Below are 26483 nucleotides of genomic sequence, written 5' to 3'. Positions count from 1 at the left end.
ACACCTCCTTCTTTGCTGTTATGCCAATCATGCAAGCGAAGGAGAAAAGCAGCTATCAGACAGAAGATGAAAAGCGCGGGAATGGCTGGAAATACTTAGGGATTCGGAGGAGTCTGAAGGAATGCCTGATGCGACGCTTAACGCGTCTTATCAGGCCTACCGCTCGTAACATTTGTCCAGGGCGGATAAGGCGTTTACGCCGCATCCGCCAGTACAAGCCGATTAATGCAACTTCAAACGTGGACGGATAACGCGGTTAATACTCCCCACCAGCATCATTAATCCGGTTTTAAAGTAACCATGCAGCGCAATCTGATGCATTCTGTATAGCGAGATGTATACAAAGCGCGCAATTCGTCCTTCAATCATCATTGAGCCGCGCGTCAGGTTACCCATCAGGCTACCGACGGTGGAGAAGTTCGACAGCGATACCAGAGAACCGTGATCTTTATACTGATAATTTTTCAGCGGCTTACCATTCATCTGCGCCAGAATGTTGTTCATTGCGCAAGTTGCCATCTGGTGTGCAGCCTGAGCGCGCGGCGGAACAAAGCCCCCTTCCGGACGCGGGCATGACGCGCAATCGCCAATAGCGTAAATGTCTGGATCGCGAGTGGTTTGCAGCGTCGGTTCCACCACCAGCTGGTTGATACGGTTGGTTTCAAGACCACCGATATCTTTCAGGAAGTCTGGCGCTTTGATCCCGGCTGCCCACACCATCAGATCAGCCTCAATATATTCGCCATCTTTAGTATGCAGGCCGCCTTCATCAGCACTGGTGACCATGGTTTGCGTCAGCACGCGAACGCCAAGTTTCGTTAACTCATTATGGGCCGCAGCAGAGATACGTGGCGGTAATGCAGGCAAAATACGTTCGCCCGCTTCTACCAGCGTTACGTTCAGGGCTTCGTTGGTCAGACCTTTATAGCCGTAGCTGTGCAGTTGCTTGACCGCGTTGTGCAATTCAGCGGAGAGTTCTACACCCGTCGCGCCGCCACCGACAATCGCAATGTTCACTTTGCCATTCGCGCCCAGGTTGGCGGAGTATTTCAGGAACAGATTCAGCATCTCCTGGTGGAAGCGACGCGCCTGGTGCGGGTTATCGAGGAAAATGCAGTTCTCTTTGACACCTGGTGTATTGAAATCGTTAGAGGTGCTACCCAGCGCCATTACCAGAGTGTCATAGGCGATTTTACGTTCCGGAACCAGCAGTTCACCTTTCTCGTCGCGCAGTTCTGCAATAGTGATTGTTTTCGCTTCACGATCAATATCAATGACGGAACCCAGCTGGAACTGGAAACCATGATTGCGCGCATGGGCCAGATAGCTCAACGCATCGACGCCTTCATCAAGCGAGCCAGTCGCTACTTCGTGCAGCAGCGGTTTCCACAGGTGGCTGTGGTTACGATCGACCAGCGTAATTTTGGCTTTTTTCTTGCGTCCCAGCTTATGCCCCAGCTGTGTTGCCATTTCCAGCCCACCAGCACCGCCGCCGACAATCACAATTTTTTTCAATGGCGTAGTCAACGTGACCCCCTTAAATTTATTAACCAATTGTTAATTAATAGTTATTAACATAGCTCTTAATTAACAACAGGTTACAGCAATGAAAATGTTCTTCGCTAATGAGAATAACATGAATGGTGCATTGGTCATACCAAAATTGATGTTAATCAAGTTTTGTTGCTGAAAAGATAGGCGACTTTACCGGGTGAGATCAAAAAACAGAGTTTGTTGTTTATTATTTGAGCGAATTTGTGAGAGTGATATAGAGTGAGGTGTGTATGGAGGGCGTTCGGTAGGCCTGATAAGAAGCGCATCAGGCATTGATGCTCGACTGTCGGATGCGGCGTGAACGCCTTATCCGACTTACAGAATTCGGAGCGCATCAGGTACCGGCAAGGTTACCTGATGCGACGAGGGCATTTACCCGAGGGTTTTGAACGCTTTAATGCGCTGCAAATGCGGGGAGATATTCTTAAATTTGTGCGTCTGCTCTTCGTCCCAGACAATCTCGTAATAATGATGCAACTCTTCAGATGTCCGCTGGCTGTTAAGCGCTTCATCATTACGCGACAAAATCACCAGGCAACGATCGCGATTCTTTTCGCGGAAGTTGGTCACACACTTAGTGGCAATATCGGCATACTCTTCCGGGCGATCAATCTTGCCTTCCATGTTCTCATAAGGGAACAAATTAGGGTTGAAGATCACCTGGCGGATGTCGCAAAGAAAACCAATCCGTTCTGCCCAGTATCCGCCCAGACCAACGCCGCAAATTAGCGGACGCTCGTCAACGTTCAGTTGCAACATTTTGTCCACTTCTTTAAGCAGATGCTGCATATCATGTTTCGGATGCCGCGTACTGTAGCTTATCAAGCGTACATCCGGGTCAATAAACTGCAATTGTAAGACTTTCTCGTGGTTACCCGGACTGTTAGAGTCAAAACCGTGTAAATAGATAATCATCGCTTCCTCACATAAGCCAGGGTTAGTGACCTGCTTTCTCTTCCTGCCAGCGTTCATGTAACTGATTCAGACGGGTGCTGATCGCTTTCCAGCGAGCCGAGTCCATCAGTTCCTGTCGCGAAAATGAACCTTTATGATACAAACGTGTAACACGTTCTGCCTTGATCGGTGACAGATTATCTAACACGCTGACGGCCCCTTTACGATTATTGCAGACCAGGATCATATCGCAACCTGCGTCCAGTGATGCCTGCCCGCGTTCGGCATAACTGCCCATAATCGCGGCTCCTTCCATCGATAAATCGTCAGAGAAAATCACGCCATCAAAACCCAGTTCCTGACGCAAAACGGTTTTCAGCCAATAGGGAGAACCGCTCGCCGGACGCGGATCGACATCACTGTAGATCACATGCGCAGGCATAATGGCGTCGAGTTTATTTTCGCGGATTAAGGAACTGAAGACCGACATATCTTTAGCGCGAATCTCCGCTTGCGGACGTGGGTCACACGGTGTTTCTTTGTGTGAGTCTGCCGTTACTGCACCGTGTCCTGGGAAGTGTTTCCCGGTAGTTTTCATTCCGGCTTCATGCATACCATCAATAAACCGGCTGGCAATTGCCAGGGCTTTTTCGGGATCGGCATGATAAGAACGCTCGCCAATCGCCGCGCTGATATGCCCGACGTCCAGCACTGGCGCAAAGCTGATATCAATATCCATAGCAATCATTTCGCTGGCCATCAACCAACCTGCCTCCTGCGCCAGTTTGCCACCCTCTTCCATTCCCAACAGCGCAGCAAATGATTGTGCCGCTGGCAAGCGGGTAAAACCTTCACGAAAACGCTGCACGCGTCCACCTTCCTGATCAACCGCCACCACCAGATGATTGCGCGAAGCTGCGCGGATCTGGCGCACCAGTTCACGTAACTGGGCAGGATCATGATAGTTACGCGTAAAGAGAATCAGCCCTCCCACCAGCGGATGCGCCAGTATTTCACGCTCTTCCGCGTCCAGTTCGTAACCTTCGACATCCAACATTACTGGACCCACACTGCTCTCCTTATTGTTTTATTAATAGCTGCCGCCAGGTGTCATCGGCCAGCCTGATAAATTGTTGATCGCCGGTTTGTCGCCAGCGGTACTCAAACCACCCTGCTTTGAGCATCAGCAGCCAGGGAAACCATCGCCTGACCTGACGCCATAATTGCGCCGGATAAATCTTCGCGCGAGTGGCATAGTCATTGACCAATTGCCGGTGCTGGTCAGTATTTTCCACCCACACCGCCGCCAGTTCCAGCGCGATATCACCATCTCCGGCATACTCCCAGTCGATGAGTTTTAACCCTGACGCGCTATGCACTAAATTTCCGGCGTGGACATCCATATGCAATGGACTTAAGCGTAAAGGCCGTGGTTCCCGCGCTTTGCGCAGACGTTTTAACCTTCGCAGCCAACCCACTGTCCGCCGAGCCGGATCGCTTTGCTGCCAGTACAGTTCCAGTAACGGCAACAGCGTTATTCGCCAGCCAAAACGCGGTTGTTGATGTAGATAATACAGCAAGCCTGCCAGTTCGTTGGTATCCGGCAAATACGTTTTTACCTCGCCGGGCAGATAGTCGACCACCATCCAGTCACGGAGATATAAATGCGGCTTCGGTGCAATGCATGCGGGTAGTTGTGATAAAGCCCGATACTGGCGCAAGAACGCGAACCGCGGCGCATCAGGATCGTGCGGCTGACGCACAACAAAACGCTGGCCCTGATGTTCAATGAGAAAACTCCCGCCACTAAGCCCACTATTAAACGTCGTGACGGGATGAAACTGCGGGAAAAAGCGCGACAGCAATTCGTCGCGCGTGATGGGATTATTGCTGCGAAACGGCACCTTTACCTGACCAGATAATTTCGCCCGTCTGCACCAGCATCAGCTGCATTTGTAGGGTCGGAGCGTTAACGTTGCCAGAGGCGCTGGAGTACAGCACGTAATGAGCGCCGACATTGCGGGCAATGCCTATGGCTTTACTACGGGTGCCTAAACTGTCCTGCGGCGACAAACCTAACTGTTGCTTAGCCATCGACAGCTGCTGGGCGGAAACCAGGGTAAATTTACCGTTATTAGCCAGCGCATTTCGCAGCGTTTCGGTCGCTTCTGCGGCATTCAGCGAACCGTTAGTACGGTTGTTAACGCTATCAACCAGCAGGACGCTACCCGCAGTCACGCCGTCAGCCCCAAGCATCTTACTGACCATCGGCTGCATTGCGCCATTCCAGTCATAATGGCGAATATGCGGCGCAGGCGGTGCAGTTTGATCTTCGTGCTCAATTGGGCCTGGCTGCTGCGGTATTGTCGGCACCGATGGCACTGTGGGGACAGGCTGTTGTGGCTCGGCTGGTTGTTCCGGCGCTGGTTTCACTTCTTCTACCGGCGCAGGTTCACGTTGCCCCACACACCCGGCGAGAAACATCGCCAGCGCGGTAATCAAGGCGTAGCGACTCATTTTTGTCATCAAGATTCACCCCTTACAAATATAGATAAAGTCTGACTTTGTGCGCCCCCAGAAAATTGGCGCTGCCGTACAGCGTTACCGCCGAATGTGCGGGAATGGTAACGCTGCGTGGCCTTTCCAGAGGATGCATCTCCAGCCCTCTGGCGTCATACCAGTAAAAACGATAATGAACGGTAACGGGTTCTTGCCTTTCGTTATAAAGCGTTGAGGATGCTGAAGGTTGAATATCAGACGTCGAAAGGACGGGCTTTTCTGCACTGATGCCCGCAGCCAATAAAGATGACTCCATCACCAGCGATTGCTCATCATTCACCGGAATTTCCGGATGTGAACGACAGCCCACCAGCACTAACAACGCCAGAGACACCAGCCCAAAGCATCCTTTTCTCATCGTTACAGACCTTTATGCGCCAGCATTGGTCCCAGCGGACGGCCACCCAACAAGTGCATATGGATGTGGTAAACCTCTTGTCCGCCGTGGCGGTTGGTGTTCATGATCAGACGATAGCCATCTTCGGCAATACCTTCTTGCTCAGCAATTTTTGCCGCTACGGTGATCATGCGTCCCAGCGCCTGCTCATGCTCAGCAGACACGTCGTTCACAGTCGGAATGAGGATATTCGGAATGATCAGAATATGCGTTGGCGCTTGCGGCGAAATATCGCGAAACGCCGTTACCAGATCATCCTGGTAGACGATATCGGAGGGGATCTCACGACGAATAATTTTGCTGAATATAGTTTCTTCTGCCACGACATTTTCCTTTTTCAAATAGCCATGCGTTGCGCCATGCTACGCCGCGCCACACTGCGAGTATAGAGTATGGTCGAGTTAAACCTGCTCTTTCAACCTTAACTCACGATTTCTTAAGCAAAAAATCGTTTTGCTGCCGTATATATCGCCATTATTCCCATTTCTGCCTGCGAATGCGCTGAAAAGACATTCTCTGTTTGGTTTACACGTCAAATATGAATGCGTATATTTCTCATTTGCATTTACATGCAAAATTATTCGCACACTAAATATAACCGCTCATCACCCTCCTCCGGCATGAGCCTGACGACAACATAAACCTAGAGATTTCAAATGCTTTCAACACAATTTAACAGGGATAATCAATATCAAGCCATCACCAAACCGTCACTACTTGCCGGTTGCATTGTACTGGCACTATTACCTTCTGCCGCTTTTGCTGCACCAGCCACTGAAGAAACGGTGATTGTTGAGGGTTCAGCCACAGCTCCAGATGATGGCGAAAATGATTACAGCGTAACGTCTACTTCTGCAGGAACCAAAATGCAGATGACTCAACGTGATATTCCTCAGTCGGTCACTATTGTTAGCCAGCAGCGGATGGAAGATCAGCAGTTGCAAACGCTGGGCGAAGTGATGGAAAACACGCTGGGGATCAGCAAAAGTCAGGCGGATTCCGATCGTGCTCTTTATTATTCCCGCGGATTCCAGATCGATAACTATATGGTTGATGGTATCCCCACCTATTTTGAATCGCGCTGGAATCTGGGCGACGCACTTTCTGATATGGCACTGTTTGAACGCGTAGAAGTAGTGCGTGGCGCGACAGGACTCATGACCGGGACGGGTAATCCATCTGCGGCAATTAATATGGTTCGAAAACACGCGACCAGTCGTGAATTTAAAGGCGATGTCTCGGCGGAATACGGTAGCTGGAACAAAGAACGGTATGTGGCGGATTTACAAAGCCCACTCACCGAAGATGGTAAAATCCGCGCGCGAATTGTCGGTGGCTACCAGAATAACGACTCATGGCTGGACCGCTACAACAGTGAAAAGACCTTCTTCTCCGGCATTGTCGATGCTGATTTAGGCGATCTTACGACGCTTTCAGCCGGTTACGAATATCAGCGCATTGATGTTAATAACCCAACCTGGGGCGGTTTACCGCGCTGGAATACTGATGGCAGCAGCAACAGTTACGATCGCGCACGCAGTACCGCACCTGACTGGGCGTATAACGATAAAGAGATCAACAAGGTCTTTATGACCCTCAAGCAGCGGTTTGCTGATACCTGGCAAGCGACACTGAATGCCACCCACTCCGAAGTCGAATTTGACAGTAAAATGATGTATGTCGATGCCTATGTAAATAAAGCGGATGGTATGCTGGTTGGGCCATACAGTAATTATGGACCTGGCTTTGATTATGTCGGCGGCACCGGTTGGAACAGCGGCAAACGTAAAGTTGATGCGCTGGATTTGTTTGCTGACGGTAGTTATGAATTGTTTGGTCGTCAGCACAATCTAATGTTTGGTGGCAGTTACAGCAAACAAAACAATCGTTACTTCAGTTCATGGGCAAACATCTTCCCGGATGAAATTGGCAGTTTCTACAACTTTAATGGCAATTTCCCACAAACCGACTGGTCACCACAGAGCCTGGCGCAGGACGATACCACACATATGAAATCGTTATATGCTGCCACTCGTGTCACCCTTGCCGATCCGCTGCATCTGATCCTCGGCGCGCGATATACCAACTGGCGGGTTGATACGCTGACTTACAGCATGGAGAAAAACCACACCACGCCTTATGCTGGTCTGGTGTTTGACATCAATGACAACTGGTCGACCTACGCCAGCTATACCTCTATTTTCCAGCCGCAAAATGATCGTGACAGTTCAGGCAAATATCTGGCTCCAATCACCGGTAACAACTACGAGCTGGGTCTGAAATCGGACTGGATGAATAGCCGTCTGATCACCACGTTAGCCATCTTCCGTATTGAGCAGGATAATGTCGCTCAGTCCACCGGTACACCTATCCCCGGCAGCAACGGCGAAACCGCCTATAAAGCGGTGGATGGGACAGTCAGTAAAGGTGTGGAATTTGAACTCAACGGCGCAATTACCGACAACTGGCAGCTGACGTTTGGCGCAACACGCTATATTGCAGAGGATAACGAAGGAAACGCCGTTAATCCTAATCTGCCACGCACCACGGTTAAAATGTTCACCAGCTACCGGTTGCCTGTCATGCCAGAGTTGACGGTCGGCGGTGGTGTTAACTGGCAAAATCGCGTGTATACCGACACCGTGACACCGTATGGCACCTTCCGCGCCGAGCAAGGTAGCTACGCGCTGGTGGATCTCTTCACCCGCTACCAGGTGACGAAAAACTTCTCGTTACAGGGGAACGTCAATAACCTGTTCGACAAAACCTACGATACCAACGTGGAAGGTTCTATCGTCTACGGCGCACCGCGTAATTTCAGCATTACCGGCACGTATCAATTCTGAATAACACCTGTAAAAAAGGCAGCCATCCGGCTGCCTTAGTCTCCCCAACGTCTTACGGATTAGTGGTTACGGATGTACTCATCCATCTCGGTTTTCAGGTTATCGGATTTAGTACCGAAAATCGCCTGAACACCAGAACCAGCAACCACTACGCCCGCTGCGCCCAGTTTCTTCAGGCCAGCCTGATCCACTTTAGACACATCAGCAACGCTGACGCGCAGACGGGTAATACATGCGTCGAGGTTAGTAATGTTTTCTTTACCACCAAATGCAGCAACCAGAGCCGGTGCCATTTCGCTGGTACCTGTCGCTTTTGCATCTTCAGTCGCGTCTTCACGACCCGGCGTTTTCAGATCCAGTGCTTTAATCAGCACGCGGAAGATGGTGTAGTAAACAATCGCATAACCGATACCGACGATCGGGAACAGCCACAGTTTGCTGCTGTTACCAGACAGAACGATGAAGTCGATCAGACCGTGCGAGAACGACGTACCGTCACGCATCCCCAGAAGAATACAGATTGGGAATGCCAGGCCTGCCAGAATCGCGTGGATGATGTACAGGATCGGCGCAACGAACATGAAGGAGAACTCGATCGGCTCGGTGATACCGGTCAGGAACGAGGTCAGCGCCGCGGAGATCATAATACCGCCCACTTTCGCGCGGTTTTCTGGTTTAGCAGAGTGCCAGATAGCAATTGCGGCAGCTGGCAGACCGTACATTTTGAACAGGAAGCCACCAGACAGTTTACCCGCAGTCGGGTCACCCGCCATATAACGCGGAATGTCGCCGTGGAAAACCTGACCTGCTGCGTTGGTGTATTCACCAATTTGCATCTGGAAAGGTACGTTCCAGATGTGGTGCAGACCAAACGGTACCAGGCAACGTTCGATGAAACCGTAAATGCCAAACGCAACTACCGGGTTCTGGTAAGCAGCCCACTGAGAGAAGGTCTGGATTGCAGAACCAATCGGCGGCCAAATGAAGGACAGCACAACGCCAGTAAAGATGGCAGCCAGGCCAGAAATGATCGGCACAAAGCGTTTACCGGCAAAGAAGCCAAGATACTCAGGCAGCTTAATACGGTAGAAACGGTTAAACATATACGCTGCAATCGCACCGGAGATAATCCCTCCGAGTACGCCAGTATCCGCCAGGTGTTTAGAGGCGATTTCTTCAGCAGGTAAATGCAGTACCAGTGGCGCAACCACGGCCATGGTTTTAACCATGATGCCATAGGCAACAACTGCGGCCAGCGCGGATACGCCATCGTTATTGGTAAAGCCGAGGGCGACACCGATCGCAAAAATCAGTGGCATGTTTGCAAAGACGGAACCGCCTGCTTCTGCCATAACATGCGATACAACGGCGGGCAGCCAGCTGAAATTCGCGGAACCGACGCCCAGCAGAATACCTGCGATAGGCAGTACGGATACCGGCAGCATCAGCGATTTACCGACCTTTTGCAGGTTAGCAAATGCATTCTTAAACATAATTGAGAGTGCTCCTGAGTATGGGTGCTTTTTTTACGTTCTCACGCGTGGCAAGGGGGGAGAGCCTCGCCGTGTACAGGGCATCTAAGCGCCCTTTATTTATTACACAGAGTAAAATAATTCAGTGCCAATTTGTTTGACGGCTATCACGTTTCAACTTCAGATCATTGGAGAAGTTGCACATTTTGACAAAACATATGTCACAATATTTCAAACGTGGTTATTCACCGCCCAATTTTCGGCGGTGAACTTTACTCGTTTTAGCCATTAATTACGAGCTTTAAAAAAACTCATTCAACGGATGGATTGAAGGCGGGAAGCGTCGATGTGAAACAGACGGGCGAAGTTATCGGTGGTTACCTGCGCCAGTTCTTCAACGGCAACACCTTTCAACACAGCCATGTATTCTGCAACGTCACGAACCATCGCAGGTTGATTCTCTTTTCCTCGATGCGGAACCGGTGCAAGGTAAGGTGAGTCAGTTTCTACCAGTAACCGATCCAGGGGGACATAACGCGCAGCATCGCGCAGTTGCTCCGCATTACGGAAGGTCACAATGCCGGAAAAGGAGATGTAAAATCCGAGATCCAGTAATTTACCCGCCGTTTCTCTGTCCTCTGTAAAACAGTGTAGTACGCCACCGCAATCCGTCACTTTTTCTTCGCGCAGAATTGCCAGCGTATCGGCGCGGGCGTCACGGGTATGGACGATAACCGGCTTGTTCAGTTCACGACCAATCTGGATATGATGAATGAAGGACTCTTGCTGACGTACTTTAGTTTCCGGTGTGTAATAATAATCCAGACCGGTTTCACCCAGCGCTACAACACCCTCTTCTGCCGCCAGACGGCGTAAATCTTCTACATCGTAGGGATCATTCTGGTTGAGTGGATGCACGCCACAAGAAAATACGACGTTGTCACGTTCGCCTACCAGATCCCGCATATGTAAATAACCTGGTAATGTTGTGGCGACTGCCAGACAAAATTTCACATCGCGTGCGGCGGCTTTCGCCAGAACGTCATCCACGTCCTTATGCAAAGATTCATAATCCAGACCATCGAGATGGCAGTGTGAGTCGACTAAAAACATGATGTCTCTCTTAAAGATGAGGAACCGGTAGCACAACGCCCGGTTGCAGGTAATGCTCAATACGCAGTAAAAGATCGGTGATGAGAAGCTCGCGGTTGATGCCTGTGACAGACATTAACTGTTCACGAATGTGGCAAACATCCCCCAGTATAGCCTGCAGGCGCGAGGGAGAAAGATGGTTTGCCAGTTCGACGACCAGTCCCGGCACATCAACATTGGTCACCTGCGCAGCGCCATGATGGCGTTTTAGCGCATCCATCAGCAACGTTGCCAGCCAGTGTAAACGCGCCGGAGCTTGTTCATGATTAAGGGCCGCTAGCAGCGAATACCAGTCGCCCGATGGCACGCTATATGCCAACGCCTGACACAATGTTTCACGAGCCTGCCAGTTATCTCCCTGAAACAACGCCAGTGCCGCGCCAGGCGAACCGGCGCTTAAGCGCAATGCGGCAAGTAATGCATCCTGTGACATTGTCACTTCGCGTGAAAGCCAGGTCACGGCGTACTGTTCCGGCGGCGGCGCAAGGTAATGTAACCGACAACGACTACGTAATGTTGCCAGTAAACGTTCAGGCTCGCGGGTAGCCAGGAAAAACCAGGTTTCTGCTGGTGGCTCTTCAAGCGTTTTCAGCAATGCGTTAGCCGCGGCGTCGGTCAGTAAGGCAGCATCGGTTACCCAGACAACTTTCGCACCACCTAAGCGGGCGTGCTCATTCAGTTTTTCAGTGACCTCACGTACCGCATCAATGCCCAGCGTATTTTTCCCTTTTTCGGGAGCCAGGGTGTAATAATCGGGATGCGTGCCAGCCTGCATCAACTGACATCCACGACAGTGACCGCAACTTTTGTGGCCCTGCGGTTGTTGGCAGAGTAAATAACGGCTCAGGGCGTAGATTAAAGCATCATCGCCCATGCCCGGTAACGCCTGAATGAGCAGCGCATGGTGACCTCTTCCGGCCTGATAGCTGGCTACCAGTTTTTCGAAATCAGGTCGTAACCATGGATACCATCTCATGCGTCCAACTCCTTCACCCAATTGGTCACGGTAGTGCGGATTGCATCCATCACGGACTCCAGCGGCTGGGTGGCATCAATGGTATGAATGCTTTTATCTTGTGCTGCCAGTTCCAGATAGCGGGCGCGGGTGCGATTAAAGAAATCGAAAGACTCTTGCTCAATACGATCCAGCTCGCCGCGCGCACGCGCGCGTTTTAAGCCAACTTCCGGGGTAACATCGAGATAGAGCGTTAAGTCGGGGCGAAAATCCCCGAGAACAGCATCACGCAGTGTTGCCAGCATATGTTGGTCAATACCACGTCCGCCGCCCTGATACGCCTGAGTGGAGAGATCGTGGCGATCGCCAATCACCCAGGTGCCGTTAGCCAGCGCAGGTTTGATGACCGTTTCTACCAGTTGAACGCGCGCGGCATAAAACATCAGAACTTCGGCTTTATCGGTAATGACTTCATCGCCTACCGATTTGATATCCAGTACCAGGCTTCTTAACTTTTCGGCAAGTTGCGTACCGCCAGGTTCCCGAGTGAAAACCATGTCGCGGATACCCAGTTGCTCGAGCGTCTCAACCACCACGTTACGCGCGGTAGTTTTGCCTGCGCCTTCCAGCCCCTCAATGACGATATACTTACTGCGCATTTTTTTCCTTAAGCACTTTCAGATAATCCTGCACAGACTTGTTATGACTGGCAAGATTGGTATTAAACGTGTGACCACCTTTACCATCGGCCACAAAATAGAGATACGGCGTTTTTGCCGGATGCGCAGCAGCCTTCAGCGAATCCGCCCCCGGCGTAGCTATTGCACCTGGCGGCAAACCGGTAATGGTATAGGTGTTATACGCTGTCGGCGTTTCCAGGTCTGCACGAGAAAGTTTGCCATTATAACGCTCTCCCATCCCGTAAATCACGGTCGGGTCGGTCTGCAGGCGCATACCAATGCGTAACCGGTTGATAAATACCGAGGCAACCTGATCGCGTTCACTGGCAACGGCGGTTTCTTTTTCGATAATTGATGCCATCGTCACCAGCTGGTTTTTATCTTTATAGGGCAGACCGTCCGCACGCCCTTCCCAGGCGCTATCGACCGCTTTCACCATTTTCTTGTGCGCTCGCTTGAGTAACGCGACATCGGTGGTATTGGCGGTATACATCCAGGTGTCTGGCCAGAACCAACCTTCAATCCACTCCGGGTTTTCCAGTTCAAGTGCCTGCGCTACGGTGGCGTACTTATCGTCGCTCAGCGTGTGCTTGATATACGGGGCCTCACGCAATTGCTTGAGGTAATCGCTCAGACGCATCCCTTCTACCAGTCGCAGAGGGAACTGTGCTTCTTTACCGCTTTCCAGCAATTTCAGCATCTCGCGCACGGTCATCTGCGGTGTAAAGCGGTAAGTCCCGGCTTTAAAGTGAGAAAGATCCGGTTCGATACGCAGCAGCCATTGGAAAACCCGTGGGCGATTGATGATCTTATCGGCATAAAGCTGTTCACCGAGCGCCAGACGTCCGGTCCCTGGCTTCAGGGTAAATATCGTCTCTTCTTTGATAAGCAATTTGCTGTCGGCAAGATGGCGAACCTTCCAGACGCCCACACCAGCGGCGATACCCAGTACCACCAGCAATAACAAGATAATCAATAACACTTTTTTCATGACTAATTCGGGCGCTCACAAAGTGGGGCTAAATATTCATATAACGTTGCTGACGAAAAGGAGACATCGCCACAGGCACGTACGGGTATCACTGGCATTAACGCATTACAAATAACCATCTCATCTGCCTGCAACGCCTCCTCCAGCGAGGCTTGCACTTCGACAAGCTGATAAGAGGATTGTGCCAGTAAACGGATACAGAATTGTCGCATAATGCCGTTAACACCTGCCTGATCCAGTCGCGGCGTATAAACTACGTTGCCCTTCCGCCAGAACAAATTAGCCGCACAGCATTCCGTAACCCACCCTTCGCTGTCAAGGACCAGCGCCTCATCAGCGTTTGTCTGCTCAAGATGAGAGCGGATCAATACTTGCTCAAGCCGATTAAGATGTTTAATACCTGCAAGATGAGGATTGCGCCCCAGCCGCACCGGGCTTAGCGCCAACGTCATCCCCTCGTTACGCAAACGGTCGTAATGTGCGGGATAAACCGTAACGGAGAGAATCCGCGTTGCCGGTCCGCTGTTCAATGTGCTGTATCCTCGCCCGCCACTACCGCGACTGATCACCACTTTCAGCACACCATTTTGCTGTTCTGCTGCCAGCGTTTTCATCTCTAGTTCAAGCTGAGGCCAGAAGTCACAGGAAATCATCAACCGCTGACAAGCATCCTGTAGTCGCTGGATATGCGCCGATAACAAACTGACTTTACCGTCGATAACTCTGGCGGTGGTAAAACAACCATCACCAAACTGCGTTGCCCGATCGCTTACTGCCAGCGATTCCTGCTTATGACCGTTAATTAAGAACATACCGGCTCCTTATCAGAGAATTGTTAGTGTGGCAGCATGTTCACTACGGAACAAGTCAGAATAAAAGCTAAGAAAAAAGGCCCGCAAGCGGACCTTTTATAAGGGTGGGAAATGACAACTTAGATCTTTTTAAAGATCAAAGAACCATTAGTGCCACCGAAGCCGAAGGAGTTACACAGCGTGTATTCCATTCCGCTGACCTGACGTGCTTCGTGCGGTACGAAATCCAGATCGCAACCTTCATCCGGGTTATCCAGGTTGATGGTTGGCGGAACAGCCTGATCGCGCAGCGCCAGGATGGAGTAGATAGATTCTACTGCACCCGCCGCACCTAACAGGTGACCGGTCATAGATTTCGTGGAGCTTACCAACACACGGCTTGCAGCTTCACCGAAGATGGTTTTCACCGCCTGCGCTTCAGCTTTATCGCCAGCCGGAGTAGAAGTACCGTGTGCGTTAACGTAGCCAATCTGACTCGCTTCAATGCCTGCATCACGCAAAGCATTTGCCATTGCCAGAGCTGCGCCTGCGCCATTTTCTGGCGGTGACGTCATATGATAAGCATCGCTGCTCATACCAAAGCCGACGAGTTCAGCGTAAATTTTCGCACCGCGTTTTTTCGCGTGTTCGTACTCTTCAAGTACCAGCATACCGGCACCATCGCCCAGTACGAAACCATCACGCTCTTTATCCCACGGGCGGCTCGCCGCTTGCGGGTTATCATTGCGGGTAGATAATGCACGTGCCGCGCCAAAACCACCAACGCCCAGCGGCGTACTGGCTTTCTCTGCGCCACCTGCAACCATCACGTCAGCATCGCCATACGCGATAATACGCGCAGCATGGCCAATGTTGTGCACGCCGGAAGTACAGGCGGTCGCGATAGAGATGCTTGGGCCACGCAGGCCATACATGATAGTCAGATGACCTGCCACCATGTTCACAATCGTTGACGGAACGAAGAATGGGCTGATCTTACGTGGACCACCGTTCATCAGAGATGTGTGGTTTTCTTCGATCAGTCCGAGGCCGCCAATCCCGGAGCCAATTGCGGCACCAATGCGGGTTGCGTTCTCTTCCGTTATTTCAAGGCCAGAATCCTGCATGGCCTGAACGCCAGCGACAATTCCATATTGAATGAAGGCATCCATCTTGCGCTGTTCTTTGCGCGAGATAATGTCCTCACAGTTAAAATCCTTTACTAAGCCAGCAAATTTCGTTGCATAGGCGCTAGTATCGAAATGGTCGATTAGGCTGATGCCACTCTGACCGGCAAGCAGAGCTTTCCAGGTAGACTCTACGGTATTGCCGACAGGAGACAACATGCCCAGTCCGGTCACAACTACACGACGCTTAGACACGTTTGTCCTCCAGGGAGGGAAAAAATGATTCTAGTGGGACAAAAAGATAAAACTCAGGCGGTCGAACGACCGCCTGGAGATGTTCACTTACGCCTGGTGGCCGTTGATGTAATCAATGGCAGCCTGAACGGTGGTGATTTTCTCAGCTTCTTCGTCCGGAATCTCAGTATCAAACTCTTCTTCCAGAGCCATTACCAGCTCAACGGTGTCAAGAGAATCCGCGCCCAGGTCTTCAACGAAAGAAGCATTGTTGGTAACTTCTTCCTGCTTAACGCCCAGCTGTTCGCCGATAATTTTCTTAACGCGTTCTTCGATAGTGCTCATACTCTTAAATTTCCTATCAAAACTCGCTTTCGCGATGGTTTTCGTAGTGTATAAAATGTTGAAAAATTTGCAACTAAATCCCGGCAGGTCTTACCACGATTTTACGTTATTTTGAGGCCTTACCCCCCAATAACGCAAATCATTTTGCACTAATTATTACTCATAACCACGCAGACTGCGCGCAACATGAGCATTTTGTGCAAATCGCGGTCAGACCATGTACATCCCGCCGTTCACATGCAAAGTTTCACCCGTGATGTAAGCTGCTTCGTCGGATGCCAGGAATGCAACCGCGTTGGCGATTTCCTGTGCGCCGCCGAGGCGACCCGCAGGAACCTGCGCCAGGATACCCGCACGCTGGTCATCGCTCAGCGCACGTGTCATGTCCGTTTCAATAAAGCCCGGAGCAACAACGTTTACAGTAATACCGCGTGACGCAACTTCGCGCGCCAGTGATTTACTGAAGCCGATCAAGCCCGCTTTCGCCGCAGCGTAGTTGGCCTGACCGCCATTTCCCATGGTACCAACCACAGAACCGATAGTGATAATACGACCATGACGCTTTTTCATCATAGCGCGCATTACCGCTTTTGACAGACGGAAAACAGATGAAAGGTTGGTTTCGATAATATCGTTCCACTCTTCATCTTTCATTCGCATTAACAGGTTATCACGAGTGATACCGGCATTATTGACCAGGATATCCACTTCACCAAATTCTGCGCGAATTTTTTCCAGAACAGATTCGATAGATGCCGGGTCGGTCACATTCAACATCAGACCTTTGCCGTTGGCACCTAAATAATCACTGATCGCCTGAGCGCCATTTTCACTGGTCGCAGTGCCAATAACTTTCGCGCCACGGGCTGCGAGCGTTTCAGCAATTGCGCGGCCAATTCCGCGGCTTGCACCGGTTACCAGTGCGATTTTTCCTTCAAAACTCATGATTTTCCTCTTTTAAAGCTCGAGCGCCGCTGCCATCGCTGAAGGTTCGTTCAGCGCCGAGGCGGTCAGGGTGTCGACAATGCGTTTCGTCAGGCCAGTAAGCACTTTGCCCGGGCCGACTTCATAGAGATGTTCTACGCCTTGCGCTGCCATGTATTCAACAGACTTCGTCCACTGAACCGGGTTATACAACTGACGTACCAGTGCGTCACGGATGGCATCACCATTGGTTTCGCATTTCACATCAACGTTATTCACAACAGGAACTGTTGGTGCGTTAAAGGTGATTTTCGCTAATTCTACTGCCAGTTTGTCGGCTGCTGGTTTCATCAGCGCACAGTGAGACGGTACGCTCACTGGTAACGGCAGAGCGCGTTTTGCGCCCGCAGCTTTACAGGCAGCGCCAGCACGCTCAACTGCTTCTTTATGACCGGCAATAACCACCTGTCCCGGAGAGTTAAAGTTTACCGGAGAAACGACCTGACCTTCTGCAGCTTCTTCACACGCTTTCGCAATAGACGCATCATCCAGACCGATGATTGCCGCCATAGCGCCCGTGCCTTCCGGTACGGCTTCTTGCATGAACTTGCCGCGCATCTCAACCAGACGCACCGCATCAGCGAAATCAATCACACCAGCGCAAACCAGCGCGGAGTATTCCCCCAGGCTGTGACCGGCCATCAATGCCGGTGCTTTACCGCCCTGCTGCTGCCATGCGCGGTACAGCGCAACAGATGCAGTCAACAGCGCTGGCTGGGTTTGCCAGGTTTTATTCAGTTCTTCAGCTGGCCCCTGCTGGGTCAGCGCCCACAGGTCGTAGCCCAGCGCCGCAGAAGCTTCAGCAAACGTTTCTTCGACAATTGGATAGCTCGCCGCCATATCAGCCAGCATTCCAACGGTTTGAGAACCCTGTCCAGGGAACACAAATGCAAATTGCGTCATGTTTTAATCCTTATCCTAGAAACGAACCAGCGCGGAGCCCCAGGTGAATCCACCGCCAAAGGCTTCAAGCAGAACCAACTGCCCCGGCTTAATGCGCCCGTCGCGTACAGCTTCATCCAGAGCGCACGGGACAGAGGCCGCAGAGGTATTACCGTGGCGATCCAGCGTCACCACGACATTGTCCATCGACATGCCGAGTTTTTTCGCCGTTGCACTGATAATACGCAGGTTAGCCTGATGCGGAACCAGCCAGTCCAGTTGAGAACGGTCAAGATTATTCGCCGTCAGCGTCTCATCAACGATGTGCGCCAGTTCTGTTACCGCAACCTTGAAGACTTCGTTGCCCGCCATCGTCAGATGAATTGAATTCTCTGGATTCACACGGTCAGCATTAGGCAGCGTCAGCAACTCACCATAGCTACCGTCGGCATGCAGATGGGTGGAGATGATTCCCGGCTCTTCAGAGGCAGCCAGCACCGCAGCGCCCGCGCCATCGCCAAAAATAATAATAGTCCCACGATCTGTTGGATCGCAGGTGCGCGCCAGTACATCGGAACCGACGACCAGAGCATACTTCACCGCCCCAGATTTCACGTATTGATCGGCTACGCTTAATGCATAGGTGAAACCTGCGCAGGCTGCTGCAACGTCAAATGCCGGGCAACCTTTAATGCCCAGCATGCTTTGAATCTGACAAGCTGCGCTCGGGAAAGCGTGCGTAGCAGAAGTCGTTGCCACAACGATCAGGCCAATCTGGTCTTTCTCAATGCCCGCCATCTCAATTGCGCGTGTCGCCGCTTCAAAGCCCATGGTTGAAACGGTTTCGTTTGGCGCGGCAATGTGGCGTTCGCGGATACCGGTACGAGTGACAATCCACTCGTCAGAGGTGTCCACCATTTTTTCCAAATCGGCGTTTGTCCGCACTTGTTCGGGCAGATAGCTGCCAGTACCAATAATCTTCGTATACATGTACGCTCAGTCACTTTTCGGTTATATACCGTCACTTGCAAACTGCGAGTTCGCTGGCAGCGTCCTGCTACCGCAGAGTTCCGCTTTTGCCACCGTCCAGCAGCTCAAAACCAGCTGGGTATACAGATTCCAGGCGAGCGGCAATTCGCTGAGGAACTTGTCGCTGCACCGCCTGCACTGCCTGTTCAATCGCGACCGCAAAAGCTCGCTGATTGGCTGCACCATGACTTTTTATCACCGTGCCGCGCAATCCTAACAGACAGGCGCCGTTATACTGGTCGGGGTTGAGGTGACTGAATCGCCTCGTCAGGCTCTTTTGTAGCCAACGCTTTAATAACAGTAGCCACCACGACCGTTTTTTCCCTTCACCCTGAGATTTCAGCAGAGAAAGGAACATCCTGACAACACCTTCCATCGTCTTTAATGTGACATTTCCTGTAAAGCCGTCACAAACCAGCACATCTGTCTTGCCAGTTAACAACTCATTGGCTTCAAGATAGCCGATATAATTGATAGAAGGGATTGTTTTAAGCACCGCTGAGGCATCCCGAATACTGTCGAGACCCTTTACTTCTTCTTCACCAATATTGAGCAACGCCACGCGAGGATTGGGAATTTCCACCACCTCTTCAGCCAGGACTGAGCCCATAATGGCAAATTGCACCAACATTGTGCTGTCACAATCGACGTTGGCCCCTAAATCGAGGACCACCGTTTTGCCCTTTTGCTGATGCGGTAATACCGTCACCAGCGCCGGACGCTCAATCCCCTCCAGGGGCTTGAGTAATAATTTTGCCAGCCCCATCAGCGCCCCGGTATTACCGGCACTGACACAGGCTTGCGCTCGACCTTCTTTCACCAGCTCCAGGGCCACGCGCATTGAACTCCCACGACTGGCGCGGATAGCTTGCGAAGGCCGGGCATCACTGGCGATAACTGACTGCGCAGGAATAATCTGCAGACGCGAACGTTGTTCAAAGTCAGCTTTAGCAAGCAATGGCGTGATGGCGTCGGGATTGCCGACTAAAAGAAGAGTGAGTTGCGAATTAGAATTCAGTGCCTGCAATGCTGCAGGCACTGTCACGGAAGGGCCAAAATCCCCTCCCATGACATCTAACGCCAGGGTTAGACGTGTCAAGGTATCGTCGCCGCCCGGTTTGGTCTTTCCCCAGTTGCCTGGGGAAAATCCTCACTAAGCTTCATCACGCAGACGCGTGATTACTTAGCGATGACCTTGCGGCCGCGGTAGTAACCGTCGGCAGTGATGTGGTGACGCAGGTGTTTTTCACCAGAAGTTTTGTCTACAGACAGGCTGGTGACTGCGGTCAGCGCGTCATGGGAACGACGCATGCCACGTTTGGAACGGGTTGGTTTATTCTGTTGTACGGCCATGGACCTTACTCCTCAATTACGGTTTATCCCCGATCCAACGGGGAGCACCAATTACTTACGCTTTAAGCTGGCTAATACGGCAAATGGGTTTGGCTTTTGCGCTTCTTCAGGCAGTTCACCAAAGACCATGTCCGCTTCGGACACTTCACAGTGTTCAGAATCATGCACCGGAACTACCGGCAAGGCGAGGATGATTTCATCTTCAACCATTGCAAGCAGATCGATTTCACCGAATTCGTTAACCTCAATCGGTTCATACGCTTCCGGCAGTGCTTCAGCCTGTTCGTCTGAACGCACAGGACTAAAACAATACGTTGTGTAGACCTGATGAGTAAACGGCTTCCCGCAACGCTGACACTCGAGCGTTACCGTCACCTTCGCATCGCCGTTTAACACTGCGAGACGTTGGTTATCGATAGCGAACGACATGGAGCATTCCACATCACTGTCCACACTGACTACGGATTCGGCGACGCGCTCAACCTGATCAGGAGTATAGATACCCTGGTAATCAAGGCGTTTTTGAGCCGTACGAACCGGATCGAGAGTCAGGGGTAATTTTACCTTTTGCATAGGGCGCGCATATTAACTTTGTAACGTCATAGAGTCAAAGAAAAAGGCAGCCTGTGGTTGCCTTTTGCCAATAATTCGCACACATTGCGGGTTACTGCTTTATTTTCGTTCAGTGCTGATAACGAACATCAACCTGCAAAACGAAGCGCATAGTTTAAAATGGCTATCATCAATACGCTATATCTGATGGAAAAAAATATGCCTAAACTTATTTTAGCCTCCACCTCGCCCTGGCGTCGCGCTCTTCTGGAAAAACTGCAAATCTCTTTTGAATGTGCAGCACCAGAGGTCGACGAAACCCCACGCAGCGACGAATCACCGCGACAGTTGGTGCTTCGACTGGCACAAGAAAAAGCGCAATCTCTGGCGTCACGTTATCCGGATCATTTAATTATTGGTTCAGACCAGGTATGTGTTCTTGATGGCGAAATCACCGGTAAACCGTTAACGGAAGAAAATGCCCGTCTGCAATTACGCAAAGCCAGCGGCAATATCGTCACCTTCTATACTGGACTGGCGTTGTTTAATTCGGCGAATGGGCATCTACAAACAGAAGTGGAGCCTTTTGACGTCCATTTCCGTCACCTGAGCGAGGCGGAGATTGATAATTACGTGCGTAAAGAGCATCCCCTGCACTGCGCGGGTAGCTTTAAGAGTGAAGGATTTGGCATTACGCTGTTTGAGCGTTTAGAGGGGCGTGATCCTAACACGCTGGTTGGTTTACCGCTAATCGCGCTGTGTCAGATGTTACGTCGGGAAGGGAAAAACCCGCTGATGGGATAGTTGTTTGCGCCGGATGCGGTTACTTCGCATCCGGCAATCGGTGCTGGCGGCCTGATGCGGCGTAAACGCCTTATCAGGCCAACCGCCCATTATCAGGTTTATATGCTTGTATTAGCGCGCGTTACGCAGCTTTTGCAAACAACGCTTCAAACCTTCATCCATCGGCGCTTCGATACGCATCACCTCACCGGTCCCCGGATGAGTAAACTTCAACGCTGCAGCGTGCAGGAACAGGCGATTTAATCCCGTGCCTGCTTCAGTGAGCTGTCTGTCAAATTCACGGTCACCGTAGCGATCGTCAAAGGCAATCGGATGACCCGCATACTGTGTATGAACACGGATCTGATGAGTACGCCCTGTTACCGGGCTACAACGCACCAGGGTGGCAAAAGCATAGCGTTCTTCCACTTTAAAGCGTGTTTCCGACGGTTTGCCTTCCTGACTCACACGCACGATACGTTCGCCGCTTTGCAGAATATTTTTCAATAACGGCGCTTGAACGCTCTTCACATGCGACTGCCACTGACCGCGCACCAGCGCCAGGTAATCTTTTTGCATCCCTTTTTCACGTAATTGCTCATGCAGAGAACGCAACGCCGAGCGTTTTTTCGCTACCAGCAACACACCTGAAGTGTCCCGGTCGAGACGATGAACCAGTTCAAGGAACCGCGCTTCCGGGCGCAACGCCCGCAAACCTTCGATAACGCCGAAGCTTAAACCACTACCGCCATGTACCGCCGTACCGGAAGGTTTATTCAGCACCAGGATATGGTCATCTTCATATAAGATGACGTCCGCCAGCGCCGCCACCTTTTGCAGATGTGGCGAAACCGCCTCTTCTTCCCGTTCAGCAACGCGAACCGGTGGGATACGCACCTCATCACCCGCTTCGAGTTTATATTCAGGCTTAATACGTTTTTTGTTCACCCGCACTTCGCCTTTACGCAAAATACGGTAAATCATACTTTTTGGTACGCCTTTCAATTGGGTACGCAAAAAGTTATCGATACGTTGCCCCGCTTCGTCAGCGGTGATAGCAACAATTTTTACGGATGGAGTCTCTGTTTTCATGGTGGGCGATTCTAATTAGCCAACAGGATTCGCGCCACTCATTTTTCTATGCTTATATTTAGTTTTGCACCTTATTACTTCACTACGTGATCACTTTATTGATGGTTATTAAACCAATCACCAGCAAGAAGTGAAAAAACTGTGAGTAAGCGGGTGATAAATGGTAAAAGTCATCTTGCTATAACAAGGCTTGCAGTGGAATAATGAGGCCGTTTCCGTGTCCATCCTTGTTAAAACAAGAAATTTTACGGAATAACCCATTTTGCCCGACCGATCATCCACGCAGCAATGGCGTAAGACGTATTGATCTTTCAGGCAGTTAGCGGGCTGCGGGTTGCAGTCCTTACCGGTAGATGGAAATATTTCTGGAGAGTAATACCCAGTCTGTTTCTTTGATAATTGCGCTGTTTTTCCGCATGAAAAACGGGCAACCGACACTCTGCGCCTCTTTGAGCTGACGATAACCGTGAGGTTGGCGACGCGACTAGACACGAGGCCATCGGTTCACACCCGGAAAGGCGTTACTTTGCCCGCAGCTTAGTCGTCAATGTAAGAATAATGAGTAAGTTACGATGAAAAGAATGTTAATCAACGCAACTCAGCAGGAAGAGTTGCGCGTTGCCCTTGTAGATGGGCAGCGTCTGTATGACCTGGATATCGAAAGTCCAGGGCACGAGCAGAAAAAGGCAAACATCTACAAAGGTAAAATCACCCGCATTGAACCGAGTCTGGAAGCTGCTTTTGTTGATTACGGCGCTGAACGTCACGGTTTCCTCCCACTAAAAGAAATTGCCCGCGAATATTTCCCTGCTAACTACAGTGCTCATGGTCGTCCCAACATTAAAGATGTGTTGCGTGAAGGTCAGGAAGTCATTGTTCAGATCGATAAAGAAGAGCGCGGCAACAAAGGCGCGGCATTAACCACCTTTATCAGTCTGGCGGGTAGCTATCTGGTTCTGATGCCGAACAACCCGCGCGCGGGTGGCATTTCTCGTCGTATCGAAGGCGACGACCGTACCGAATTAAAAGAAGCACTGGCAAGCCTTGAACTGCCGGAAGGCATGGGGCTTATCGTGCGCACCGCTGGCGTCGGCAAATCTGCTGAGGCGCTGCAATGGGATTTAAGCTTCCGTCTGAAACACTGGGAAGCCATCAAAAAAGCCGCTGAAAGCCGCCCAGCTCCGTTCCTGATTCATCAGGAGAGCAACGTAATCGTTCGCGCATTCCGCGATTACTTACGTCAGGACATCGGCGAAATCCTTATCGATAACCCGAAAGTGCTCGAACTGGCACGCCAGCATATCGCTGCATTAGGTCGCCCGGATTTCAGCAGCAAAATCAAACTGTACACCGGCGAGATCCCGCTGTTCAGCCACTACCAGATCGAGTCACAGATTGAGTCCGCCTTCCAGCGTGAAGTTCGTCTGCCATCCGGTGGTTCCATTGTTATCGACAGCACCGAAGCGTTAACCGCCATCGACATCAACTCCGCACGCGCGACCCGCGGCGGCGATATCGAAGAAACCGCGTTTAACACCAACCTCGAAGCTGCCGATGAGATTGCTCGTCAGCTGCGCCTGCGTGACCTCGGCGGCCTGATTGTTATCGACTTCATCGACATGACGCCAGTACGCCACCAGCGTGCGGTAGAAAACCGTCTGCGTGAAGCGGTGCGTCAGGACCGGGCGCGTATTCAAATCAGCCATATTTCTCGCTTTGGCCTGCTGGAAATGTCCCGTCAGCGTCTGAGCCCATCACTGGGTGAATCCAGCCATCACGTCTGCCCGCGCTGCTCCGGTACCGGTACCGTGCGTGACAACGAATCGTTGTCGCTCTCTATTCTGCGTCTGATCGAAGAAGAAGCGCTGAAAGAGAACACTCAGGAAGTTCACGCCATTGTTCCTGTGCCAATCGCGTCTTACCTGCTGAATGAAAAACGTTCTGCAGTGAATGCGATTGAAACTCGTCAGGACGGCGTGCGCTGTGTGATTGTGCCAAACGATCAGATGGAAACCCCGCACTACCATGTGCTGCGCGTGCGTAAAGGGGAAGAAACTCCAACCTTAAGCTACATGCTGCCGAAGCTGCATGAAGAAGCGATGGCGCTGCCGTCTGAAGAAGAGTTCGCTGAACGTAAGCGTCCTGAACAACCTGCGCTGGCAACCTTTGCCATGCCGGATGTGCCGCCAGCTCCAACCCCAGCTGAACCTGCCGCCCCTGTTGTAGCCCCAGCACCTAAAGCTGCAACGGCAACACCAGCATCTCCTGCACAACCAGGGTTGTTGAGCCGCTTCTTCGGCGCACTGAAAGCGCTATTCAGCGGTGGTGAAGAAACCAAACCGGCCGAGCAACCAGCACCGAAAGCAGAAGCGAAACCGGAACGTCAACAGGATCGTCGCAAGCCTCGTCAGAACAACCGCCGTGACCGTAATGAGCGCCGCGACACCCGTAGTGAACGTACTGAAGGCAGCGATAATCGCGAAGAAAACCGTCGTAATCGTCGCCAGGCACAGCAGCAGACTGCCGAGACGCGTGAGAGCCGTCAGCAGGCTGAGGTAACGGAAAAAGCACGTACCACCGACGAGCAGCAAGCGCCGCGTCGTGAACGTAGCCGCCGCCGTAACGATGATAAACGTCAGGCGCAACAAGAAGCGAAGGCGCTGAATGTTGAAGAGCAATCTGTTCAGGAAACCGAACAGGAAGAACGTGTACGTCCGGTTCAGCCGCGTCGTAAACAGCGTCAGCTCAATCAGAAAGTGCGTTACGAGCAAAGCGTAGCCGAAGAAGCGGTAGTCGCACCGGTGGTTGAAGAAACTGTCGCTGCCGAACCAATTGTTCAGGAAGCGCCAGCTCCACGCACAGAACTGGTGAAAGTCCCGCTGCCAGTCGTAGCGCAAGCTGCACCAGAACAGCAAGAAGAGAACAATGCCGATAACCGTGACAACGGTGGCATGCCGCGTCGTTCTCGCCGCTCGCCTCGTCACCTGCGCGTGAGTGGTCAGCGTCGTCGTCGCTATCGTGACGAGCGTTATCCAACCCAATCGCCAATGCCGTTGACCGTAGCGTGCGCATCTCCGGAACTGGCCTCTGGCAAAGTCTGGATCCGCTATCCAATTGTACGTCCGCAAGATGTACAGGTTGAAGAGCAGCGCGAACAGGAAGAAGTACAAGTGCAGCCGATGGTGACTGAGGTCCCTGTCGCCGCCGCTGTCGAACCTGTTGTTAGCGCACCGGTTGTTGAAGAAGTGGCTGAAGTTGTAGAAGCCCCCGTTCAGGTTGCCGAACCGCAACCGGAAGTGGTTGAAACGACGCATCCTGAAGTGATTGCCGCCGCGGTAACTGAACAGCCGCAGGTGATTACCGAGTCTGATGTTGCCATAGCCCAGGAAGTTGCAGAACACGCAGAACCGGTGGTTGAACCGCAGGAAGAGACGGCTGATATTGAAGAAGTTGCCGAAACTGCTGAGGTTGTGGTTGCTGAACCTGAAGTTGTTGCTCAACCTGCCGCGCCAGTCGTCGCCGAAGTCGCAGCAGAAGTTGAAACGGTAGCCGCGGTTAAACCTGAGGTCACCGTTGAGCATAACCACGCTACCGCGCCAATGACGCGCGCTCCGGCACCGGAATATGTTCCGGAGGCACCGCGTCACAGTGACTGGCAGCGCCCTACTTTTGCCTTCGAAGGTAAAGGTGCTGCAGGTGGTCATACGGCAACGCATCATGCCTCTGCCGCTCCTGCGCGTCCGCAACCTGTTGAGTAATAATTAGCTCAAGTAATCAAGCCCTGGTAACTGCCAGGGCTTTTTTATTTCAG

At 51.6% G+C, this 26483-nt stretch carries 25 protein-coding genes; 3 read left to right on the top strand and 22 right to left on the bottom strand.

Annotated features, from left to right (window positions below; all coding sequences use genetic code 11):
* Positions 1–222: 222 nt before the first annotated feature.
* From ndh to hinT, 7 genes are all read right to left on the bottom strand, one after another.
* The gene (ndh, locus tag ACJHWK_RS09565; protein ID WP_000211045.1) at positions 223–1527 is read right to left on the bottom strand and encodes an NADH-quinone dehydrogenase; all 1305 of its coding nucleotides are present in this window, start codon (positions 1525–1527) and stop codon (positions 223–225) included.
* A gap of 399 nt (positions 1528–1926) precedes the next feature.
* Positions 1927–2469, bottom strand: a complete 543-nt coding sequence (gene ycfP, locus ACJHWK_RS09560) for an alpha/beta hydrolase YcfP (RefSeq protein ID WP_000587933.1) — start codon at positions 2467–2469, stop codon at positions 1927–1929.
* A gap of 22 nt (positions 2470–2491) precedes the next feature.
* Positions 2492–3517 carry a beta-N-acetylhexosaminidase gene (nagZ, locus tag ACJHWK_RS09555; protein ID WP_000529285.1) on the bottom strand — a complete coding sequence of 342 codons (1026 nt, stop codon included), beginning with the start codon at positions 3515–3517 and terminating at the stop codon, positions 2492–2494.
* 10 nt (positions 3518–3527) lie between these two features.
* Positions 3528–4352 (bottom strand): thiamine kinase, encoded by an 825-nt coding sequence (gene thiK, locus ACJHWK_RS09550; protein WP_001116587.1) that lies wholly within the window; start codon positions 4350–4352, stop codon positions 3528–3530.
* A complete protein-coding gene (lpoB, locus tag ACJHWK_RS09545) occupies positions 4333–4974 on the bottom strand; it encodes a penicillin-binding protein activator LpoB (RefSeq protein WP_000164439.1) in 642 nt (213 codons plus the stop codon). The genes thiK and lpoB overlap by 20 nt, the downstream gene beginning before the upstream one ends.
* A 13-nt stretch (positions 4975–4987) precedes the next feature.
* Positions 4988–5365 (bottom strand): YcfL family protein, encoded by a 378-nt coding sequence (locus ACJHWK_RS09540; RefSeq protein WP_001225291.1) that lies wholly within the window; start codon positions 5363–5365, stop codon positions 4988–4990.
* Positions 5366–5367: 2 nt separating this feature from the next.
* Positions 5368–5727, bottom strand: a complete 360-nt coding sequence (gene hinT, locus ACJHWK_RS09535; RefSeq protein ID WP_000807125.1) for a purine nucleoside phosphoramidase — start codon at positions 5725–5727, stop codon at positions 5368–5370.
* A 333-nt stretch (positions 5728–6060) separates the two neighbouring features.
* On the opposite strand from hinT, the gene fhuE reads away from it, so the two are divergent.
* The gene (gene fhuE / locus ACJHWK_RS09530; protein ID WP_115202130.1) at positions 6061–8250 is read left to right on the top strand and encodes a ferric-rhodotorulic acid/ferric-coprogen receptor FhuE; all 2190 of its coding nucleotides are present in this window, start codon (positions 6061–6063) and stop codon (positions 8248–8250) included.
* 59 nt (positions 8251–8309) lie between these two features.
* Here fhuE and ptsG read toward each other — a convergent pair whose 3' ends face one another.
* The 14 genes from ptsG to yceD form a co-directional block, all read right to left on the bottom strand.
* Positions 8310–9743, bottom strand: a complete 1434-nt coding sequence (gene ptsG, locus ACJHWK_RS09525; RefSeq protein ID WP_000475719.1) for a PTS glucose transporter subunit IIBC — start codon at positions 9741–9743, stop codon at positions 8310–8312.
* Between the two features lie 294 nt (positions 9744–10037).
* Positions 10038–10835: a metal-dependent hydrolase gene (locus tag ACJHWK_RS09520; RefSeq protein ID WP_000480245.1), complete on the bottom strand. Its 798-nt coding sequence runs from the start codon at positions 10833–10835 to the stop codon at positions 10038–10040.
* Between the two features lie 10 nt (positions 10836–10845).
* Positions 10846–11850 (bottom strand): DNA polymerase III subunit delta', encoded by a 1005-nt coding sequence (holB, locus tag ACJHWK_RS09515; RefSeq protein ID WP_001267945.1) that lies wholly within the window; start codon positions 11848–11850, stop codon positions 10846–10848.
* A complete protein-coding gene (gene tmk, locus ACJHWK_RS09510; protein ID WP_001257007.1) occupies positions 11847–12488 on the bottom strand; it encodes a dTMP kinase in 642 nt (213 codons plus the stop codon). Before tmk ends, holB begins: the two co-directional genes overlap by 4 nt.
* Positions 12478–13500 (bottom strand): cell division protein YceG, encoded by a 1023-nt coding sequence (gene yceG / locus ACJHWK_RS09505; RefSeq protein ID WP_000756838.1) that lies wholly within the window; start codon positions 13498–13500, stop codon positions 12478–12480. The genes tmk and yceG overlap by 11 nt, the downstream gene beginning before the upstream one ends.
* A gap of 2 nt (positions 13501–13502) precedes the next feature.
* Positions 13503–14312, bottom strand: coding sequence for an aminodeoxychorismate lyase (pabC, locus tag ACJHWK_RS09500; protein WP_000478678.1), 810 nt, complete (start codon positions 14310–14312; stop codon positions 13503–13505).
* 119 nt (positions 14313–14431) lie between these two features.
* Complete coding sequence (fabF, locus tag ACJHWK_RS09495; RefSeq protein ID WP_000044679.1) at positions 14432–15673, bottom strand: beta-ketoacyl-ACP synthase II; 1242 nt, start codon at positions 15671–15673, stop codon at positions 14432–14434.
* 87 nt (positions 15674–15760) lie between these two features.
* Positions 15761–15997, bottom strand: a complete 237-nt coding sequence (gene acpP, locus ACJHWK_RS09490) for an acyl carrier protein (RefSeq protein WP_000103754.1) — start codon at positions 15995–15997, stop codon at positions 15761–15763.
* A gap of 210 nt (positions 15998–16207) precedes the next feature.
* On the bottom strand, positions 16208–16942 hold the full coding sequence (fabG, locus tag ACJHWK_RS09485) for a 3-oxoacyl-ACP reductase FabG (RefSeq protein ID WP_000007233.1): 735 nt from the start codon (positions 16940–16942) through the stop codon (positions 16208–16210).
* A 12-nt stretch (positions 16943–16954) separates the two neighbouring features.
* On the bottom strand, positions 16955–17884 hold the full coding sequence (fabD, locus tag ACJHWK_RS09480; RefSeq protein WP_000191358.1) for an ACP S-malonyltransferase: 930 nt from the start codon (positions 17882–17884) through the stop codon (positions 16955–16957).
* A 15-nt stretch (positions 17885–17899) separates the two neighbouring features.
* Positions 17900–18853 carry a beta-ketoacyl-ACP synthase III gene (gene fabH, locus ACJHWK_RS09475; RefSeq protein WP_000288138.1) on the bottom strand — a complete coding sequence of 318 codons (954 nt, stop codon included), beginning with the start codon at positions 18851–18853 and terminating at the stop codon, positions 17900–17902.
* A gap of 67 nt (positions 18854–18920) precedes the next feature.
* Entirely contained in the window at positions 18921–19991 is a 1071-nt protein-coding gene (plsX, locus tag ACJHWK_RS09470; protein WP_000197578.1) for a phosphate acyltransferase PlsX, read from the bottom strand.
* 80 nt (positions 19992–20071) lie between these two features.
* Positions 20072–20245: a 50S ribosomal protein L32 gene (gene rpmF, locus ACJHWK_RS09465; RefSeq protein ID WP_000290727.1), complete on the bottom strand. Its 174-nt coding sequence runs from the start codon at positions 20243–20245 to the stop codon at positions 20072–20074.
* A 51-nt stretch (positions 20246–20296) separates the two neighbouring features.
* Positions 20297–20818, bottom strand: coding sequence for a 23S rRNA accumulation protein YceD (yceD, locus tag ACJHWK_RS09460; RefSeq protein WP_001174481.1), 522 nt, complete (start codon positions 20816–20818; stop codon positions 20297–20299).
* A gap of 198 nt (positions 20819–21016) precedes the next feature.
* Here yceD and yceF point away from each other — a divergent pair, with 198 nt between their 5' ends.
* Positions 21017–21601: a 7-methyl-GTP pyrophosphatase gene (gene yceF / locus ACJHWK_RS09455; RefSeq protein WP_001125202.1), complete on the top strand. Its 585-nt coding sequence runs from the start codon at positions 21017–21019 to the stop codon at positions 21599–21601.
* A 111-nt stretch (positions 21602–21712) separates the two neighbouring features.
* On the opposite strand, the gene rluC is transcribed toward yceF, so the two are convergent.
* Positions 21713–22672, bottom strand: a complete 960-nt coding sequence (gene rluC, locus ACJHWK_RS09450) for a 23S rRNA pseudouridine(955/2504/2580) synthase RluC (protein WP_000846343.1) — start codon at positions 22670–22672, stop codon at positions 21713–21715.
* A gap of 572 nt (positions 22673–23244) precedes the next feature.
* Here rluC and rne point away from each other — a divergent pair.
* Positions 23245–26430 carry a ribonuclease E gene (gene rne, locus ACJHWK_RS09445; RefSeq protein ID WP_001522867.1) on the top strand — a complete coding sequence of 1062 codons (3186 nt, stop codon included), beginning with the start codon at positions 23245–23247 and terminating at the stop codon, positions 26428–26430.
* Positions 26431–26483 lie beyond the last annotated feature (53 nt).

It is taken from the genome of Escherichia sp. WS547 (genome assembly GCF_046486065.1).
Lineage (GTDB): Bacteria > Pseudomonadota > Gammaproteobacteria > Enterobacterales > Enterobacteriaceae > Escherichia > Escherichia coli.
Note: the sequence above shows the minus strand (reverse complement) of the source record. Positions and strands in the feature narration are given on the sequence as shown.